The following is an 18,123-nucleotide window of genomic DNA, read 5'->3' as shown; positions in this document are numbered from 1 at the left end:
CAAGAAAGTCTGGTGGTGAAAAAGCCGGCAGGGCGCCCCGCTGGGTGCGGGCGGCGCCCTGCCGGCCGGTGCTGCTACCGGTCCAGTACGCTCAGGCCGGGCAGTTCCTTGCCCTCAAGGTACTCGAGGCTGGCGCCGCCGCCCGTGGAAATGTGGCCGAACTGGTCATCGGCAAAACCCAGGGTCCGCACCGCCGCAGCGGAGTCGCCGCCGCCGACGACCGTGAACGCCCCGGTCTGCGTGAGCGCCTGGGCGATTGCCCGGGTGCCGGCCGCGAAGGCCGCGAACTCGAAGACGCCCATGGGTCCGTTCCAGAACACGGTCCTGGCTCCCTTGATCCGTTCCGCGAAAGCGGCTGCCGATTCCGGCCCGATGTCCAGGCCGATGCCCTGCCGGCCGAAGGCGCCGGACTCGATGGCGTCGGCAGGGACGGTCTCGTGCTCCGCGTCCGCCGCGAACTTGCTGGCCACCACGACGTCCGTGGGAACCACGAATTCGGTGCCGGCATCCGCGGCCCGCTTCAGGTAGGCCTGGACCACGGGGATCTGGTCCTGTTCGAGCAGGCTGCCCGCCACCTTGTGGCCCTCAGCCGCGAGGAAGGTGAACAGCATGCCGCCGCCCACCAGGATCGTGTCCGCCTTGCCGATCAGGTTCTCGATGACCGCAAGCTTGTCCGAGACCTTGGAACCACCAAGCACAACGACGTACGGGCGCTGGGTGTCCGTGGTGAGCTTGCGCAGCACCTCGACCTCCGTGCGCACGAGGTCGCCCTGGTAGGACGGCAGCCGCGTGGCGACGTCGTAGACGGACGCGTGCTTGCGGTGCACGGCACCGAAGGCGTCGTCGACGAACGCTCCATCGGAGCCCGTGAGCGCCACGAGCTCGTCTGCGAACGCGCCGCGCTCGGCGTCGTCCTTTGAGGTCTCGCGGGCGTCGAAGCGCACGTTCTCCAGGACCAGCGCTTCGCCGTCCTGCAGCGCGGACGCCAGCTCCTTGGCGGACTTGCCGACCGTATCGCCGGCCAGTGAGACCTTGAACGGGGCAAGCTCCGCCAGGCGCGCGGCCGCGGGCTTGAGCGAATACTTCTCTTCAGGGGCGCCCTTGGGGCGTCCCAGGTGTGCTGTGACCAGCACGCGGGCACCGGCGTCCGTGAGCTTCGCCAGCACTGGCAGGGAGGCCTTGATGCGGCCGTCGTCAGTCACTGTAGAGCCGTCGAGCGGCACGTTCAGGTCACTTCTGACCAGAACGTACCGCCCGCGGACACCATCAGCGATCAGTTCGTTGAGGGTGTGGAATGTCATGAGTCCTACCCTAGCCCAGCTTGTCTGCGACGAGCTCCGTGAGGTCCACGAGGCGGTTGGAGTAGCCCCATTCGTTGTCATACCAGGAAACAACCTTGACCTGGTTTCCGATGACCTTGGTGAGGCCGGAGTCGAAGATGGAGGATGCCGGGTCGCCGACGATGTCCGAGGACACGATCGGCTCGTCGGTGTAGGTCAGGAGGCCCTTGAGTTCCTCGGACTCCGACGCCGCCTTGAGGGCTGCGTTCACTTCGGCCACCGTGGTTTCACGGGACACGGTGACGGTCAGGTCCGTGGCGGAACCCGTCGGGACCGGGACGCGGATGGCGTAGCCGTCGAGCTTGCCCTTGAGCTCGGGCAGGACCAGGCCGATTGCCTTGGCGGCACCCGTGGAGGTGGGGACCATGTTGATGGCGGCAGCGCGGGCCCGGCGGAGGTCCTTGTGCGGGCCGTCCTGCAGGTTCTGGTCGGCCGTGTAGGCGTGGATGGTGGTCATCAGTCCGCGCTCGATGCCGAAGGAGTCGTTGATGACCTTGGCCAGCGGGCCGAGGCAGTTGGTGGTGCACGAGGCGTTGGAGATGATGTGGTGCGCGGCGCCGTCGTACAGGCCGTCGTTGACGCCCATGACGATCGTGATGTCCTCATCCGAGGCGGGTGCGGAGATCAGGACCTTCTTCGCGCCGGCGTCGATGTGCTTCTGCGCGTCGGCTGCCTTCGTGAAGAAGCCCGTGGACTCGATGACGATGTCGACGCCAAGCTCACCCCAGGGGAGCTTGGCGGGGTCGCGCTCGGCGAGGACCTTGATGATGTTGCCGTCGACGACGATGTTGCCGTCCTTGACCTCGACGGTTTCCTTCAGGCGGCCGCCGACGGAGTCGTACTTGAGCAGGTGGGCGAGGGCTTCCGGGCTCGTGAGGTCGTTGACGGCAACGATCTCGAGGTCTGCACCCTGTGCCAGTGCTGCGCGGAAGTAGTTGCGGCCGATGCGGCCAAAGCCGTTGATGCCAATACGGGTCGTCACGTTTTCAGTCTCCTTGGTGCTTGTGCAAGCACGACTAGTTGAGTCAGGCGTTCAAGCCAACTAACAGATCCCGCACGCCATTGGGCAGAGATGATTACCAGATCGGAGGGCGACCAGCCACATTGCTGAAGGCTAACCGCCTTCCGTGACCTATCTTACGTTTAACTGGGTCTGCCCCCGCAAGTGCAGGGGCAGACCGTCCACGATTCGGGCCTAACGGAACGAATTGTGAGGTTTGTTACACGCAGGTGTCCGCCGGGTCACGCTAGAGGGTGATGAGCCCCGTGGCGTTCCTGCGGGCACCGTCGAAGCGCTTGGCGACATCAGCCCAGTTGACGATGTTCCAGAAAGCCTTGACGTAGTCGGCCTTGACGTTGACGTAGTCCAGGTAGAAGGCGTGCTCCCACATGTCCAGCATCAGCAGCGGGGTGGTGCCCAGCGCAACGTTGCCCTGCTGGTCGTAGAGCTGCTCGATGACGAGGTTGCCACCAATCGGCTCGTAGGCCAGGAAGCCCCAGCCCGAACCCTGCAGGCCCAGCGCCGCGGCGCTGAACTGGGCACGGAAGGCGTCAAAGGAGCCGAAGGCATCGTCGACCGCCGCAGCGAGCTCGCCCTCGGGCTTGTCGCCGCCGTCCGGCGAGAGGTTCTTCCAGAACACGGAGTGGTTGATGTGGCCGCCGGTGTGGAAGGCAAGGTCCTTGGAGAGGCGGTTGATGTTGGCGAAGTCGCCCTTCCCGCGCGCCTCGGCCAGCTGGGCGAGGGCGTTGTTGGCGCCGGCCACGTAGGCGGCGTGGTGCTTGCTGTGGTGCAGCTCCATGATCTTCGCGGAGATGTGCGGCTCCAGCGCTGCGTAGTCATAGTCGAGCTCGGGCAGTACGTACTCGGTCACAAAATCCTCCAATGTCGTGGACGGGTTGTCCGGTTCGGTAACTCTCGGATTGTGCATCCGGATGGCTGAGCACCCGGAAATATGTTCTTGATTCTAGGACGGCGCTAGTCGTCCAGCATTTCGGGCGTCACATTGGCTTCCGTGCCGGGGATGCCGAGGTCCTGGGCGCGTTTGTCCGCCATGGCCAGGAGCCTGCGGATGCGACCGGCGATGGCGTCCTTGGTCATGACAGGGTCCGCGAGGCGGCCGAGCTCGTCCAGGCTCGCCTGCTTGTGGGCCACCCGCAGCTCGCCGGCGTACTTGAGGTGGTCCGGGACGTCGTCGCCGAGGATTTCCAGGGCGCGGTCGACGCGGGCGCCGGCGGCGACGGCGGCCTGCGCCGAACGGCGCAGGTTGGCGTCGTCGAAGTTGGCCAGGCGGTTGGCCGTGGCCCGGACCTCCTTGCGCATGCGCCGTTCTTCCCAGACCATGAGCGCGTCGTGCGCGCCCATCCGGGTCAGCAGCGCTGCGATGGTGTCGCCGTCGCGGATCACGACGCGGTCCACTCCCCTGACCTCGCGGGCCTTGGCCTGGATGCCAAGGCGCCGTGCGGCACCGACCAGGGCGAGTGCGGATTCGGGGCCGGGGCAGGTGACCTCCATGGCGGAGGAGCGTCCGGGCTCGGTGAGCGAGCCGTGGGCCAGGAAGGCGCCCCGCCACACCGCTTCGGCGTCGGCGGCGGAGCCGTTGACGACCACCGACGGCAGCCCGCGGACGGGACGCCCGCGGGCGTCCAAAAGACCCGTCTGGCGCGCGAGGGCCTCGCCGTCGCGGACTACGCGCACCACGTAGCGGCTGCCGCGGCGAAGCCCGCCGCCGGAGACGACGATGATCTCGCTCTGGTGGCCGTAGACCTCGGCGATGGCGGCGCGCAGCCGCCGGGCGGTCGAGGCGAGGTCGACTTCGGCCTCGATCACAATCCGGCCGGAGATGATGTGCAGGCCCCCGGCGAAGCGGAGCATGGCCGAGACCTCGGCCTTGCGGACGGATGACTTCTTGATATCCAGACGGGAAAGTTCTTCCTTGACTGATGCTGTCAGTGCCATGGCACCTTTCCTAACTGTTCCCGAAAATATCGTGGTACGCCGTCGCCAGCCGCAACGGATCGTGGACCGGACGGCGACCAGACGCCCCCACTTTACCCAAGACCACCTCGGCACCGAGCATCCCGGCCGCCTGTTCGAAGTCGGGCAGGTCCTGGACCGACGCCGGATCGGCCAGGACGACGTCGACTGTGAACTCGGGCGCGTACTCGCGCAGCACCCGGAGGTGGTCCGCGGCGCTCATGCCCAGGGTTTCCTTGGTATCCGTGGCAAGGTTCATCGTCAGGCAGCGCCGCGCAGCCGTGTTGCAGAGGGCTTCGCGCATCTCGGGGAGCAGCAGGTGCGGCAGCACGGAGGTGTACCAGGATCCCGGGCCCAGGATCACCCAGTCGGCCAGCTCGATCGCGGTCAGGGCCTCCATGCATGCAGTGGCGTTCTCGGGCAGCAGCCGGACGCGCTCCAGCGAACCGGCGACGGCACACTTGGCCTGGCCGGTCAGGGTCTGCAGCACCGACGTGCCGTCCGGGGCAGTGACCCGGACCTGGCCTTCGATGGTCAGCGGGATGCTGGACATGGGCAGCACCTCGCCGCGCGCGCCGAGGAGGGCGCCGGCCCACTTGAGGCCGGCGACCGTGTCGCCGAGCAGCTCCCAGAGGGTCACGATCAGCAGGTTGCCCATGGCGTGCTCATCGAGGGAACCGCCGCGCCCCTTGCCGGGGGCGAAGCGGTGCTGCATGACGTCGCGCCAGGTGCGGCCCCAGTCGGTGTCGTCGCACAGCGCGGACAGGGCCATGCGGAGGTCGCCGGGCGGGAGGACGCCGTACTCCTCGCGGAGCCTGCCGGAGGATCCGCCGTCGTCCGCGACCGTGACGATCGCGGTCAGCTCCGAAGTGAGCAGGCGCAGGGCGGAGAGCGAGGCGGACAGGCCGTGGCCGCCGCCCAGGGCCACCACGGAGGGTCCTTTGTCCTGCTGGCTGGCGAAGGCCGCACTGGCTGGCGGGACCAGGGGCAGTGGACCGGTGAGGAGTGCCATTATTCGCGGCCCAGGTCCCGGTGGGTGGTGGTCACGGTGACGCGCGGGTACTGCGCGAGCCTCCGTGAGAGCTCGACGGCCACGGCCACGGACCGGTGCTTGCCGCCGGTGCAGCCGACGGCGATCGTGGCGTAGTGCTTGTTCTCCCGCCGGTAGCCGTCCAGGACCGGCTCCAGCGCCAGCACGTAGCGTTCCACGAAGTTGCTCACCCCCTGGGCCTCCAGTACATAGTCGCTAACATCCTTGTCCAGGCCGGTGTGGGGCCGGAGCTGCGGTACCCAGTGCGGGTTGGGGATGAAGCGGGCATCCGCCACGAAGTTGGAGTCGACGGGCAGCCCGTATTTGAATCCGAAGCTCATGACGTTCAGCCGGAGCGCCACCGGCCCGGTTTCGCTGAACAGCTCGGTGATCGCGGTGGCGAGGCCGTGCACGTTCAGTGCGGAGGTGTCCAGGACGATGTCGGCCATGTCCCGGAGTTCGCGCACGAGTTCCCGCTCGGCCGCGATGCCCTCCAGGATCCGGCCGCCGCCCTGGAGCGGGTGGGGCCGCCGGCCCTGCTCGAAGCGGCGGACCAGCGCGTCGTCGTTGGCGTCAAGGAACAGCACGCGGAAGCTCACGCCGGACGCTTCGAGGGAGCGGAGGGCCGTGCGGATGTCGGCGAAGAGTTCCTTACTGCGGACATCCATCACGACGGCGAGCTTGGACATCGAGTGCGGCGTCCGCGACACCAGTTCCGCGAGCGTGCCGAGCATCTGGGGCGGGAGGTTCTCCACGACGTACCAGCCGTGGTCCTCCAGTGCGTCCGAGGCGGTGCTCCGGCCGGCTCCCGACATGCCTGTCACTACGAGCAGCTCCGCCTCTACGGGCTTGACCGGCGTCATACCGTTCTCGTCCGCGCCGGATTCTGCCGTCGACTCTGCCATCTGTGAAGCCCCGTTTCTGCTGTGCAATGCCTGCTGGTCGCGTCGTGCTGGTCGCGCCTTGAGCGGCGCAGGGATGTCTGCCACCGCGCGCGCCGTTCCAACTCCTTACCCTAGCTAAGTTTCGCGGAGCTAGCTAAGTTTCGAGGATTTCGCCGGTGGTCATGTTGACGGCAGGCACGCCGGCCGCGCCCGCATCACCCTCGGGGCCGAAGTGCCGGACGATCGCGTCGGCCAGGGACGGGCCGATCCCCTTGGCCGCCATGAGGTCCCCGGCCGTTGCCGCCTTGATGCTCTTAACGGAACCGAACTGGGCCAGCAGCGCCTTGCGCTTGGACTCCCCCAGGCCCGGAACGCCGTCAAGCGCGGACACGGTCATGGCCTTGCCGCGTTTCTGCCGGTGGAAGGAGATCGCGAAACGGTGCGCTTCGTCGCGGATGCGCTGCAACAAGTAGAGCCCCGCCGAGGCGCGGGGCAGGATCACCGGGAAGTCGCTGTCCGGCAGCCAGACTTCCTCCAGTCGTTTGGCGAGGCCGACGACGTAGACGTCCTCGATGCCGAGTTCGGCCAGTGCCCGGGCCGCAGCGTTGACCTGGGGCTGGCCGCCGTCGACCACGACGAGGTTGGGCGGGTAGGCGAACTTCGTCCGGGACGCCGGCGTCGTCGTGTCCTCGGCCGGGCCGGCCAGTGCGACGGCGACCGCTGCCTCGGACGCCGCATTCAGCGCCGCCTGGCGGCCCGACTGCCGGCCGTGCTGGCGGACGGCTTCCACTTGGGCCGCCTGCGCCGCCTGGTCGTCCAGATAGTGCCGGAAGCGGCGGGTCAGGACATCGTGCATCGCGGCCGTGTCATCGGCGGCGGCGTCTCCGGTCACGGAGAACTTGCGGTAGTCGGACTTCTTCGGCAGTCCGTCCTCGACCACCACCATGGAGCCCACGACGTTGGTGCCCTGGATATGGGAGATGTCGTAACATTCGATCCGCAACAGCGCGACGGGAAGGTCCAGTGCCTCCTGCAGTTCCTGGAGCGCCTGGGAGCGGACGGTCAGGTCGCCGGCGCGCCGGGTTTTGTGGAGCCGCAGTGCGTGCTCGGCGTTCTCCCGCACGGTGGACAGCAGGGCGGCCTTGTCGCCGCGCTGCGGCACCCGGACGTCGACCTTGGCGCCGCGCAGGCCACTGAGCCATTCGGTCAGTTCCGCCGCGTTGCTGGGCTCTGCCGGGACGAGGACCTCGCGCGGCAGCCGGCCCTGGATGCCGGCCTCGTCGCCGTAGACCTGCAGGAGCAGATGTTCCACGAGGTCCGGAGTCGTGGAGTCCTCCACTTTTTCCACGACCCACCCGCGCTGGCCCCGGATCCGGCCGCCGCGGACGTGGAAGACCTGGACCGCAGCCTCCAGCTCGTCCTCGTGCAGGGCGAAGACGTCGGCATCGGTGTCCTCGGCGAGGACCACCGCGTTTCGTTCGAAAACCTTTTTCAGCGCGACGATGTCGTCCCGGAGGCGGGCCGCCCGTTCGTAGTCGAGTTCCGCGACGGCGGCGGCCATCTCCTTTTCGAGCCGTGAGACGAACGGTTTGGCTTCCCCGCCCATGAAGGAGCAGAAATCCTCGGCCAGGGCGCGGTGGCCCTCCGGCGAGATGCGCCCGACGCAAGGGGCGGCGCATTTGTCGATGTAGCCGAGCAGGCACGGCCGGCCGCTGGCTTCGGCGCGCTTGAGGACCCCGGCGCTGCAGCTGCGGACCGGAAAAACCCGCAGCAGCGTGTCCAGCGTTTCGCGGATGGCGCCGGCGGTGTACGGGCCGAAATACCGGGTGCCTTTCCGGCGTTCCCCGCGCAGGACCTGTACGCGGGGGTATTTCTCCCCCATGGTGACGGCGAGGTACGGGTAGGTCTTGTCGTCCCGGAACATGACGTTGAACCGGGGCGCGAACTCCTTGATCCAGGTGTATTCGAGCTGGAGGGACTCGAGCTCACTGCCGACGACTGTCCATTCCACGCTGGAGGCGGTGTGGACCATGGCGTACGTCTTGGGCAGCAGTCCGGCCGGGTTGGCGAAGTAGGAATTCAACCGGGAACGGAGGTTCTTGGCCTTGCCCACGTAGATGACCCGGCCGTGCGGGTCGCGGAAGCGGTACACGCCCGGATTGGTCGGAATTTCACCCGTCTGGGGTCGGTAACTCGCTGGATCTGCCACGTGTCCAGTCTACTGAGCCTGCCGCGGTGCCGCCGACCGCGGCCCGGCGGGACGGCTACTCGGCGCTCTTGCTCTGGTTGTAACTCGTGGAGCGCGCCTGGCCGCTGAGTTCCGCGATCGCGTCCATGATGCGGTCGGTGACCTGGCGGCGTGCGGGCAGCGAATGGTCCGGGCCCGTCTTCTCGAAGTACAGGGGCTCGCCCACTTTCATGGTGAAGTGCTGTGGCTTGACCGATTTGCTGTCCGCGGGCTGCAGGTTCTCCGTGCCGATCAGGCCTACCGGGATGACCGGGGCGCCTGTCGTGAGGGCCAGCCACCCCACCCCGGTACGGCCGCGGTACAGGATCCCGTCCCGGGAGCGTGTGCCTTCAGGGTAGATGCCGATGCCCTTGCCGGAGTCGAGGATGTCCAACAGCGTCTTCAGCGCCTGGACGCTGGCCGCCTGCTCGCCGCGCTCCACCGGGATGGAGCCCACCGCTTCGAAAAAGGACTTCATGACTTTGCCTTTGACGCCGCCGGTGGTGAAGTATTCCGCCTTGGCGAAGAATGCCACGGGCCGGGGCATCAGGGCCTGGACGATCACGCTGTCGAGGAAGGAAAGGTGGTTGGGCGCCACGATGAACGGCCCGTGCCGGGGCACGTTTTCGAGGCCGATGACCGTGGGCCGGCAGGTGGAGGATATGAGTCCCCGGGTCGTCCAGCGGATTGCGTCAAACATTGCCATTGGCGTGGACCTCGTTCAGGGCGGTGGTCATCAGGGCGGGAGTGCGGACCCGGTCCCGACTGCCGATGGCGTCATCCAGGGCCGCGGTGCTGTGCACAATCTCGACGGCGCCCGCCTCGCGGAGTTCGCCGTCGAGCGCAAAACCCCAGCCGACGCCGATGCAGTCAAGTCCGTTCGCCGCGGCGCCGGCAACGTCCTGGGCCCGGTCCCCCACCATCAGGGCGTGCCGGACGTCAACGCCGGCCAGTGTATCCAGATCCGCCAGTGCAGCAGCGACGATCCCCGCCTTCCCGGCCGGGCCGGAAGCAGGACCGGCCTCGTCGGCCGCCGAGCCGCGGATGAACCGGAAGCAGGCGGCGATGCCGTGGTGCTCGAGCACGATCCGGGCCAGGCCCTCGGGCTTCTGGGTGGCGACGGCGATCGGCCGTCCGGCTTCGACGTACGAATCCAGGAGGCTCCGGATACCCGGGTACAGGCGGCTCTGCGCGATCCCCGTCGAAAGGTAATGGGCCCGGTAGATCCGGATGGCCTGTTCCAGCTGCGAGTCCGGGACCCCGGCGATCTCCCTCAGCGAGTGGCTGAGTTTGGGGCCGATCATCGCATCCAGCCGGGCCTTGCCGGGGACTGCGAGTCCCAGTTCGGTGAGGGCCGCGGCTATTCCGTCCGAGATTCCCTGCGCCGGATCGACAAGAGTGCCGTCCAGGTCAAAGATCACGGGCACTGTTGTATGGGTCACCGGCCTAGTTTCTCACGAGTCCGCTGATGCCAGAAACTCCCATGCCCGGAAGGGAATACGTCCGGGAGAGCTTCGGCCTCGGGACGGGGCATCCGCCGAATGCTTTCGCGGATGCCCCGTCCCCGGGAGGATGCCCCGGCCGTGCTCAGGCCAGGAGTTCCGCCAGGAATGCCGCCGTATGGCTCTCGGTCGACTTGGCGACGTGTTCGGGCGTGCCGGTGGCGATGACCCTTCCTCCGCCTGATCCGCCGTCCGGGCCAAGGTCGACGATCCAGTCCGCGCTCTTGATAACGTCGAGGTTGTGCTCGATCGTGATCACGGTGTTGCCCTTGTCCACCAGGCCCTGGAGGACCATCAGGAGCTTCCTGATGTCCTCGAAGTGCAGGCCGGTGGTGGGCTCGTCCAGGACGTAGACGCTGCGGCCGTTCGAGCGCTTCTGGAGTTCCGCCGCGAGCTTCACGCGCTGCGCCTCGCCGCCGGACAACGTGGTGGCGGGCTGGCCCAGCCGGACGTAGCCGAGCCCGACGTCGACGAGGGTGTTCAGGTGCCGGGCGATCGGTGAGAACGCGGCAAAGAACTCGGCGCCTTCCTCGATGGGCATGTTCAGGACATCCGCAATGGTCTTGCCCTTGTAGTGCACCTCGAGGGTTTCCCGGTTGTACCGGGCTCCATGGCAGACCTCGCAGGGGACATACACGTCCGGGAGGAAGTTCATCTCGATCTTCAGGGTGCCGTCACCGGAGCAGGCTTCGCAGCGGCCGCCCTTGACGTTGAAGGAGAACCGGCCGGGCTGGTATCCGCGCACCTTGGCCTCCGTCGTTTCGGCGAAGAGCTTCCGGATGTTGTCAAACACGCCGGTATAGGTGGCCGGGTTGGACCGCGGGGTGCGGCCGATGGGGCTCTGATCGACATGCACCACCTTGTCGAGGTGCTCCAGGCCCTGGATCGACTTGTGGCGTCCGGCCACCTGCTTGGCGCCGTTGAGCTTGTTGGCCAGCACCTTGTAAAGGATCTCGTTGACCAGGGTGGATTTGCCCGAGCCGCTGACGCCCGTCACTGCTGTGAAGAGTCCCAGCGGGAAACTGGCGTCGACGTTCAGGAGGTTGTTCTCCTTGGCCCCGACCACCTTGAGCTCACGCTTCTTGTCGTACTTGCGGCGTTTCTTCGGGATGTCAATTTTCTTGCGGCCGGAGAGGTAGTCGCCGGTCAGGGACGCCGTGTTCTCCAGCAGGGCCTGGTAGGAGCCGGAATGCACTACGTTGCCGCCGTGTTCGCCGGCGCCGGGTCCGATGTCCACTACCCAGTCGGCTTCCTGGATGGTGTCCTCGTCATGCTCCACCACAATCAGGGTGTTGCCGAGGTCGCGCAGCCTGGTCAGCGTTTCGATCAGCCGGCGGTTGTCGCGCTGGTGCAGGCCGATGGATGGTTCGTCGAGGACGTAGAGCACGCCGACAAGTCCCGATCCGATCTGGGTAGCGAGCCGGATGCGCTGGGCCTCGCCGCCGGAGAGCGTACCCGAGGGGCGTTCGAGGTTCAGGTACTCAAGTCCGACGTCGAGGAGGAAGGTCAGGCGGGCCTGGATTTCCTTCAGGACCTGGTGTGCGATCTGGGCCTCCCGGCCGGTGAGCACGAGGGTGTTCAGGAAATGCGCGCATTCGCGCATCGGCAGCGCTGCGACCTCCGCGATGGACTTGCCGTTGATCAGGACCGAGAGCGACGCCGGGTTCAGCCGGGCACCGTTACAGGCCGGGCACGGGACCTGCCGCATGTACTCCTCGTAGCGGTCCCTGGCCGTGTCCGAGTCGGTTTCAGTGTGCTTGCGGTGGACGTACTGGACGACGCCCTCGAAGCCCGTGCTGTACTTGCGTTCCCGGCCGAAGCGGTTGCGGTACTGCACCACGACCTTGTGGTCTTTGCCGTGCAGGACGGTCTGCCGCGCCTCGGCGGGAAGCTTCTCCCACGGCGTGGTCATGGAAAATCCGAGCTCCTTCGCGAGGCCGCCGAGGAGCCGGTTCCAGTACTCGGTCGTCGCCGTCCCGAGCGACCATGGCGCGATGGCGCCTTCGGAGAGTGAGAGCTCCGGGTTGGGGATGAGGAGTTCCTCGTCGACCTCAAGCTTGGTGCCGATGCCGCTGCAGGCAGTGCAGGCGCCGAAGGGGTTGTTGAAGGAGAACGATCGCGGCTCGATCTCGTCGATGGCGAGGGGGTGCTCATTGGGACAGGCAAGGTGCTCGGAGAATGCCCGGATCCTCTCGGGATCGTCAGCCTCAAGGTCGACGAATTCGGCCAGTACCCGGCCCTCGGCGAGTCCCAGGGCGGTCTCGACCGAGTCGGTGAGGCGCTGGCTGATGCCTTCCTTGACCACAAGGCGGTCAACGACAACTTCGATCGTGTGCTTGAACTGTTTGCCCAGCTTGGGCGGGTCGCTGAGCTGGATGAGCTTGTCATCCACCCGCGCCCGCGAGTAGCCCTTCGCGGTGAGCTCCTTGAACAGGTCAACGAATTCGCCCTTGCGGCCCCGGACCACGGGCGCCAGCACCTGGAACCGCGTGCCGTCCGGCAGTTCGAGCAGCTGGTCCACGATCTGCTGGGGGGTCTGCTTCGCTACCGGCTCCCCGCAGATGGGGCAATGCGGCCGGCCCACGCGGGCCCACAGCAGGCGCATGTAATCGTAGATCTCGGTGATGGTGCCCACCGTTGAACGGGGGTTCTTGCTGGTGGACTTCTGGTCGATCGACACTGCGGGCGAGAGGCCCTCGATGAAGTCGACGTCGGGCTTATCCACTTGACCGAGGAACTGCCGGGCATAGGCCGACAGCGACTCGACATAGCGGCGCTGTCCTTCGGCAAAAATCGTATCGAACGCCAGGGATGACTTCCCGGACCCGGACAGCCCGGTGAAGACGATCATGGCGTCGCGGGGAAGATCGAGGTCAACGTTGCGCAGGTTGTGTTCGCGCGCGCCCTTGACGACAAGCCGCGTCAGGTCGGGACGCTTCACGTCCGGGCGCGCCTGGTCGGGGCCCGGCCGGCCAGGGCCCGGTTCGGCGGACGCCACTGGTGCGGAGGCGGACTGGACTTCAACGGCTGGATCTTCAGCTACAGCTTTAGGCACGGAACTAATGCTAATCGAAAACTTCTTCGAAGAACTATTCTCCCCGCAGTCCCGGGGCCGCGCGGCCCTACTGGCGGTCGTAGGCGGCGGCAAGCAATTGGACGGCTTCGGCGAAACTTGCCCCCTGGGCCTTGGCCGCCGCAGCGAAGTCGGCAGCGGAGGCTGACAGCGAGCCCCAGGCGGCGTCCCGGGCACAGACGACCGTCCCGTTCCGTCCCCGCGTCGCCACGATACCGGCGGCTTCGAGTTCCTTGTAGGCGCGCGCCACCGTGTGGGGGGCCACGCCCAGTTCTCCGGCCAGGATTCGGACTGCCGGCAGCCTCGTTCCAGGCGCCAGGGCGCCGTTGTCGGCGCGTTCAATGATGTGGAGCCGGAGCTGTTCGAACAGCGGGACGGTGCTGGCCGGGTTGGGCCGCCACGAACCAGGGAAGCGTCCCGCGGCGGCCTCCGTCGGGCTCACTGTTCCCGCTCCCGGACGCCCTGCAGCTGTTCGCGACCCGCGAACTGCGCCTCGTACAACGTTGCGTAGTGCCCGCTCCTGGCCATCAGCTGCTGATGGGTCCCGAGTTCAACGATCCGTCCATGGTCCATGACGAGAATTAGATCAGCGTCCCGGACCGTGGACAAACGGTGCGCGATGACGAAGCTCGTATGACCCCGGCGCAGCCGCTGCATTGCCTGCCGGATCTGCACCTCGGTGCGGCTGTCCACGGAGCTGGTCGCCTCGTCCAGCACCAGGATGCTGCGCCCGGCAAGCTCTGCGCGCGCGATCGAAATGAGCTGGCGCTGCCCCCGGCTCAAGGAGTCGCCGTCGTTGCCGATCACTGTGTTGTAGCCTGCAGGCAGGGCCCGGACGAACTGATCCACATGGCTGGCCCGGGCCGCCGCGACGATCTCGGCGTCGCTGGCGCCGGGCCGGCCGTATTCGATGTTTTCCCTGATGCTCCCGGTGAACAGCCAGGCATCCTGGAGCACGACGCCGAAGACGGACCGCAACTCATCGCGCGGCAGGTCCGCTATGTTGATGCCGTCAACACTGATCCGCCCCGAATCGAGTTCGTAGAACCTCATCAGCAGGTTTACGACAGTTGTCTTGCCGGCGCCGGTGTGTCCCACGATGGCCACCGTCTGCCCGGGCTCCACGGCAAAGGAGAGATCCTGGATCACCGGGGATCCCGGGCTGTAGCTGAACGTGACATGCTCGAAGGCGACGCGTCCCTCCACGCCCGGAACTGCGCCGGTGGCGCCCGGGTTCCCGGGAGTGCCCGTGTCCGCGGAGGCCCGGTGTGTGGGCGCGGGGTGTGGAAGCCGGACAACGGCCGGACCCTCCGGCGCGATCTCCGGCGCGTCCAGGAGGGCGAAGACACGCTCCGCGGAGGCAAGACAGGACTGCATGAGCGTCAGCATGCCGCCGATCTGGCCCATCGGCTGGCTGAAGAGACGGCTGAACTGGATGAAGGCCTGGATGCCGCCAATGGTCAGGACGCCTGCCGTGACCTGAAACGCCCCCACCACGGCAACAGCGATGTAGTTGAGGTTGGCCATGAAGATCATCAGCGGCTGGACGACGCCCGACAGGTACTGCGCGCGGGCGCTGGAGCGGGTCAGCTTGTCGTTGCTGTCCGTGAAGCTGGCTGCCGACGCGTCCTGCCGCCCGAAGGCCTTGACCACCTCCTGCCCCGTGATGAACTCCTCCAGCTGGGAGTGCAGCTCGCCCGTGTTGGCCCACTGTGCGGTGAAGTGGGCCTGGGATTTCCGTGCCACGGGCACGGTGATCAGCGTGGACACCGGAACGGTCACCAGTGCGATCAGGGCAAGGAGCGGTGAAAGCCACAGCATCATGGCCAGCGCTCCGGAGAGCATCAGGACGGACATGATCAGCTGGTTGAGGAGCTGGTTGAGGGCCTGCGAGATATTGTCGACGTCGTTGGTGGCTCGGGAGAGCACCTCACCGCGGTGCTGTTCATCGAAGTGGCTTGAAGGCAGCAGATGCAGTTTGTCCTCGACAGAGGCGCGAAGGGCGTAGCCGACGCGCTGCACGGCACTGGCGGTCAGCGCACCCTGGATCCAGCTGAAAAGGGATGCGCCGATGTACATCACGGCGACGGTCACCAGCAGGGTCTCGAGCTTTTGCTCGTTAAAGGACCCTCCCAGGAATCCATGCACGACCACATCGGTGGCATCCCCCAGGATCTTCGGGGCCGCTACGTTGAGGGTGACAAAGGCGCAGGTGGCGGCAATGACGCCTGCCATCCGCCACTTGGCCGGCTTGAGCAGTCCAAGCAGCCGCATGGCGGTCCCCCACCGCAGCCGGTCCGTGTCCCGGCTCACTGCGACTCCTCCAGCACGAGCTGGGAGGCTGCGATCTCCCGGTAGCTCGGCGAGGACTCCATAAGTTCCTTGTGGGTGCCCTGCGCGACGAGCCGGCCATCTTCAAGCACGAGGATGAGGCCGGCGTCCATGATCGTGGCCACCCGCTCGGCCACGATCAGCACGGTGGCCGAGCGCAGTAGGGGTTCAATCGCCTCCCGAAGCCTGGCATCCGTTCCGTAGTCCAGCGCCGAAAAACTGTCATCGAACAAATAGACCGGGGCGCGACGGAGCAGGGCCCGGGCGATACACAGCCGCTGCCGCTGGCCGCCGGAGAAGTTGGTGCCGCCCTGGCTCACCGGCGAGTCAAGGCCCTCCGGCAGTGCGCGAACAAAGTCCTCGGCCTGGGCGGTCCGGAGCGCGGCCCAGAGCTCCTCGTCGCCAGCTGTGGGCGAACCGAAACGGAGGTTCGCCGCGAGCGTCCCGGAGAAGAGATAAGACTGCTGGGGCACAAGGGAGATGTGGGAACGGAGAACGGCCAGCGGCAGCGCACGCAGGTCGCAGCCGCCGAGGCTGATCTGTCCGCCAGTGGCGTCAAGGAAACGCGGCAGCAAGTTGAGCAGGGTGGTCTTGCCGCTGCCGGTGGCGCCGATGATCGCCGTCGTGGTCCCGGGAACCGCGGTGAAGCTGACGCCGTCCAATACGGGAGACTGGGCCCCCGGGTAGGCGAAAGTAACGTTGCGGAACTCCAACGGGCAAGCGGAAGGGACGGCGCCGCCGGACGGCAGGGCAGCAGCCGCACCGGCGGCCGCTGCAGGGTCCGCGATCGCGGGATCGGTATCCAGCACTTCCTGGATCCGCTCGGCGCACGCGGCCGCGCGCGGTGCGGTCATGAACACGTACATTGCCATCATGATTGCGATGAGGATCTGGAGGATGTAGGCGATGAGGGCGGTGAGGGCGCCCACCCGCATTTCCCCGGCTTCGATCCGGTGGCCGCCGAACCAGATGACGCCCACGGACGAAAGGTTGACCACGAGCATGATCATCGGCAGCATCCCCGCGACCAGCAGCGCGGACTGCAGGCTGTTCCGTGTGAGCTCCACGTTGACGGCGTCGAAGCGGCGGGCCTCGTGGCGCTGCCGGACGAAGCCGCGGATCACGTTGGCGCCGATGATCTGCTCGCGCAGCACCCGGCTCATCCGGTCGATGAGCCCCTGCCCCTCACGGTAGAGGGGTATCAGGCGGCGCACGATCACGGTCATGATGACGGCGAGCACCGGGATCACGGCAACCACGATGCCGGAGAGTGCCATGTCCTGGTGCACCGCGAGGGCAATGCCGCCGAGGAAGATCGCCGGGGCCGCGATCAGCATGGTGAAGACCAGCACGGCGAGGTTCTGGATCTGGGTGACGTCATTGGTGGCACGGGTGACGAGGCTGGGTGCACCGAAGGCCCCGACCTCCTGCGACGACATGGACTGCACCTTGGCGAATAGTTCCGCACGCAGCTGGCGCCCCAGCTCCATGGCCACGACGGCGCCCAGGTAGCCGGCCCCGATCGCGGCTACAACCTGGACGGCAGCGATCCCTGCCATCCACGAACCAAGGCGAAGGATTTCCGCCGTGTTGCCGGCGATTATTCCGTCATCGATGACGGCGGCATTCAAGGTGGGCAGCAGCAGATTCGCCGAGGTTTGCACGAGCTGCAGGAGGACGATGGCCAGCACGGTCACCTTATGGGCGGACAACAGGCGCCCCATCAGGCCAATAAGCACCGAACCTCCATCACTAGCGCAGGGCTCGGACAAGGAAACAGCATGACGCCCACCCCCGAGGCCGCTCCGTCATTGTAAGCCCCGCCGCGGAGTGCTCCGTGTCATACCGCCGACACCCCGTTCAGTCGTGTTTGCGGGCCACTGCAAAAATGCGCCGGAAGGCGAAGACCGTCCCGTGGGGGCCGGGCGGATAGGCTTCGGCAAGGCGGGCCGAGTACTCGGCCTCGAACTCCTTCGCCTCCGCGGGGGTGAGGGCCGCAAGGACGGGCCGGAGGCCCGTACCCCGCACCCATTCCAGCACCGGGTCCTGACCGGCGAGAAGCTGCAGGTAGGTGGTCTCCCATGCGTCGGCGTCGCATCCGGCGTCGAGCATGATGTCAAGGTAGTCGGCGGGCTCCCCCACGACGTCGTCGTGACGCAGCACCCCGGCAAGCCGCCCGGACCAGGCCTCCGATTCCGCGAGCCCGCGCATGAGCGTGTGCGACGGAGAATTGAAATTGCCGGGCACCTGCAGCGCGAACCAGCCTCCCGGTTTGAGCGCGTCAAGCCAGCGGCGGAGCATCCCACGGTGGCCGGGCACCCATTGCAGCGCCGCGTTGGTGACCACCACGTCCGTCTCCCCCGACGGCATCCACCCGGCGATGTCGGCCAGGCTGAAGGAGAGATTCTCCGCCTGGGCAGCGTAGCCGCCGGACTTCGCCAGCATCTCCTGGGAGGAGTCCAGGCCCAGCACCTGCGCATCCGGCCAGCGGTCCGCGAGAGTCGCCGTCAGGTTGCCCGGACCGCAGCCCAGGTCAACGACATGGTGTGGGGCGTCCGCATGCACCCTGGCCGTCAGGTCAAAGTAGGGTCTGTCCCGGTAATCCCCGAACTGCACGTATTTTGCGGGGTCCCATTTCACTAGTTTCCTCCAGTCGCCGGCAACAAGCCTTATTCGCGATGCGTTATTTGAGATGCGTCGTTTGAGAAGCCCTGTTCGAAGCGTAACCCCGGCTGGGGGGCGCGCCAAGGAGGCCACGCACC

14 protein-coding genes are annotated in these 18,123 nt (G+C 67.0%); all 14 read right to left on the bottom strand.

Annotated elements, in window-relative coordinates; all coding sequences use genetic code 11:
* Positions 1-74: 74 nt before the first annotated feature.
* The 14 genes from AC1DES_RS15160 to AC1DES_RS15095 all read right to left on the bottom strand — a co-directional run bounded on the left by AC1DES_RS15160 (position 75) and on the right by AC1DES_RS15095 (position 18,001).
* Positions 75-1,301 (bottom strand): phosphoglycerate kinase, encoded by a 1,227-nt coding sequence (locus AC1DES_RS15160; protein WP_476896532.1) that lies wholly within the window; start codon positions 1,299-1,301, stop codon positions 75-77.
* Positions 1,302-1,311: 10 nt separating this feature from the next.
* Positions 1,312-2,322: a type I glyceraldehyde-3-phosphate dehydrogenase gene (gene gap / locus AC1DES_RS15155; RefSeq protein WP_476896531.1), complete on the bottom strand. Its 1,011-nt coding sequence runs from the start codon at positions 2,320-2,322 to the stop codon at positions 1,312-1,314.
* A gap of 265 nt (positions 2,323-2,587) precedes the next feature.
* Positions 2,588-3,211, bottom strand: coding sequence for a superoxide dismutase (locus tag AC1DES_RS15150; RefSeq protein WP_476896530.1), 624 nt, complete (start codon positions 3,209-3,211; stop codon positions 2,588-2,590).
* Positions 3,212-3,315: 104 nt separating this feature from the next.
* A complete protein-coding gene (whiA, locus tag AC1DES_RS15145) occupies positions 3,316-4,296 on the bottom strand; it encodes a DNA-binding protein WhiA (protein ID WP_090577741.1) in 981 nt (326 codons plus the stop codon).
* Positions 4,297-4,306: 10 nt separating this feature from the next.
* Positions 4,307-5,326 (bottom strand): gluconeogenesis factor YvcK family protein, encoded by a 1,020-nt coding sequence (locus AC1DES_RS15140; RefSeq protein ID WP_476896529.1) that lies wholly within the window; start codon positions 5,324-5,326, stop codon positions 4,307-4,309.
* On the bottom strand, positions 5,326-6,249 hold the full coding sequence (gene rapZ / locus AC1DES_RS15135) for an RNase adapter RapZ (RefSeq protein WP_476896528.1): 924 nt from the start codon (positions 6,247-6,249) through the stop codon (positions 5,326-5,328). Before rapZ ends, AC1DES_RS15140 begins: the two co-directional genes overlap by 1 nt.
* Before the next feature lie 133 nt (positions 6,250-6,382).
* Positions 6,383-8,437 (bottom strand): excinuclease ABC subunit UvrC, encoded by a 2,055-nt coding sequence (gene uvrC / locus AC1DES_RS15130; RefSeq protein ID WP_476896527.1) that lies wholly within the window; start codon positions 8,435-8,437, stop codon positions 6,383-6,385.
* A gap of 55 nt (positions 8,438-8,492) precedes the next feature.
* A complete protein-coding gene (locus tag AC1DES_RS15125) occupies positions 8,493-9,161 on the bottom strand; it encodes a lysophospholipid acyltransferase family protein (protein WP_476896526.1) in 669 nt (222 codons plus the stop codon).
* Entirely contained in the window at positions 9,148-9,897 is a 750-nt protein-coding gene (locus AC1DES_RS15120) for an HAD hydrolase-like protein (RefSeq protein WP_476896525.1), read from the bottom strand. Before AC1DES_RS15120 ends, AC1DES_RS15125 begins: the two co-directional genes overlap by 14 nt.
* A 145-nt stretch (positions 9,898-10,042) precedes the next feature.
* Positions 10,043-13,012 (bottom strand): excinuclease ABC subunit UvrA, encoded by a 2,970-nt coding sequence (uvrA, locus tag AC1DES_RS15115; protein WP_476896524.1) that lies wholly within the window; start codon positions 13,010-13,012, stop codon positions 10,043-10,045.
* A gap of 67 nt (positions 13,013-13,079) precedes the next feature.
* Entirely contained in the window at positions 13,080-13,472 is a 393-nt protein-coding gene (locus tag AC1DES_RS15110; RefSeq protein WP_476896523.1) for a GntR family transcriptional regulator, read from the bottom strand.
* Positions 13,469-15,304 carry an ABC transporter ATP-binding protein gene (locus AC1DES_RS15105; protein ID WP_476896616.1) on the bottom strand — a complete coding sequence of 612 codons (1,836 nt, stop codon included), beginning with the start codon at positions 15,302-15,304 and terminating at the stop codon, positions 13,469-13,471. Before AC1DES_RS15105 ends, AC1DES_RS15110 begins: the two co-directional genes overlap by 4 nt.
* A gap of 35 nt (positions 15,305-15,339) precedes the next feature.
* Complete coding sequence (locus tag AC1DES_RS15100) at positions 15,340-17,085, bottom strand: ABC transporter ATP-binding protein (RefSeq protein ID WP_476896615.1); 1,746 nt, start codon at positions 17,083-17,085, stop codon at positions 15,340-15,342.
* Positions 17,086-17,221: 136 nt separating this feature from the next.
* Positions 17,222-18,001 carry a trans-aconitate 2-methyltransferase gene (locus AC1DES_RS15095; RefSeq protein ID WP_476896522.1) on the bottom strand — a complete coding sequence of 260 codons (780 nt, stop codon included), beginning with the start codon at positions 17,999-18,001 and terminating at the stop codon, positions 17,222-17,224.
* Between the last annotated feature and the right edge of the window lie 122 nt (positions 18,002-18,123).

This window comes from Arthrobacter sp. 05T442, from assembly GCF_056395945.1.
The sequence above is the reverse complement of the archived record's forward strand: the minus strand, read 5'-3'. Positions and strand labels throughout refer to the sequence as shown.

Coding starts and splice junctions, on each gene's coding strand:
- AC1DES_RS15160 (WP_476896532.1), bottom strand. CDS start 1,301: ATGACATTCCACACCCTCAACGAACTGATCGCTGATGGTGTCCGCGGG.
- whiA (WP_090577741.1), bottom strand. CDS start 4,296: ATGGCACTGACAGCATCAGTCAAGGAAGAACTTTCCCGTCTGGATATC.
- AC1DES_RS15140 (WP_476896529.1), bottom strand. CDS start 5,326: ATGGCACTCCTCACCGGTCCACTGCCCCTGGTCCCGCCAGCCAGTGCG.
- rapZ (WP_476896528.1), bottom strand. CDS start 6,249: ATGGCAGAGTCGACGGCAGAATCCGGCGCGGACGAGAACGGTATGACG.
- AC1DES_RS15125 (WP_476896526.1), bottom strand. CDS start 9,161: ATGGCAATGTTTGACGCAATCCGCTGGACGACCCGGGGACTCATATCC.
- AC1DES_RS15105 (WP_476896616.1), bottom strand. CDS start 15,304: ATGCGGCTGCTTGGACTGCTCAAGCCGGCCAAGTGGCGGATGGCAGGC.
- AC1DES_RS15100 (WP_476896615.1), bottom strand. CDS start 17,085: ATGGGGCGCCTGTTGTCCGCCCATAAGGTGACCGTGCTGGCCATCGTC.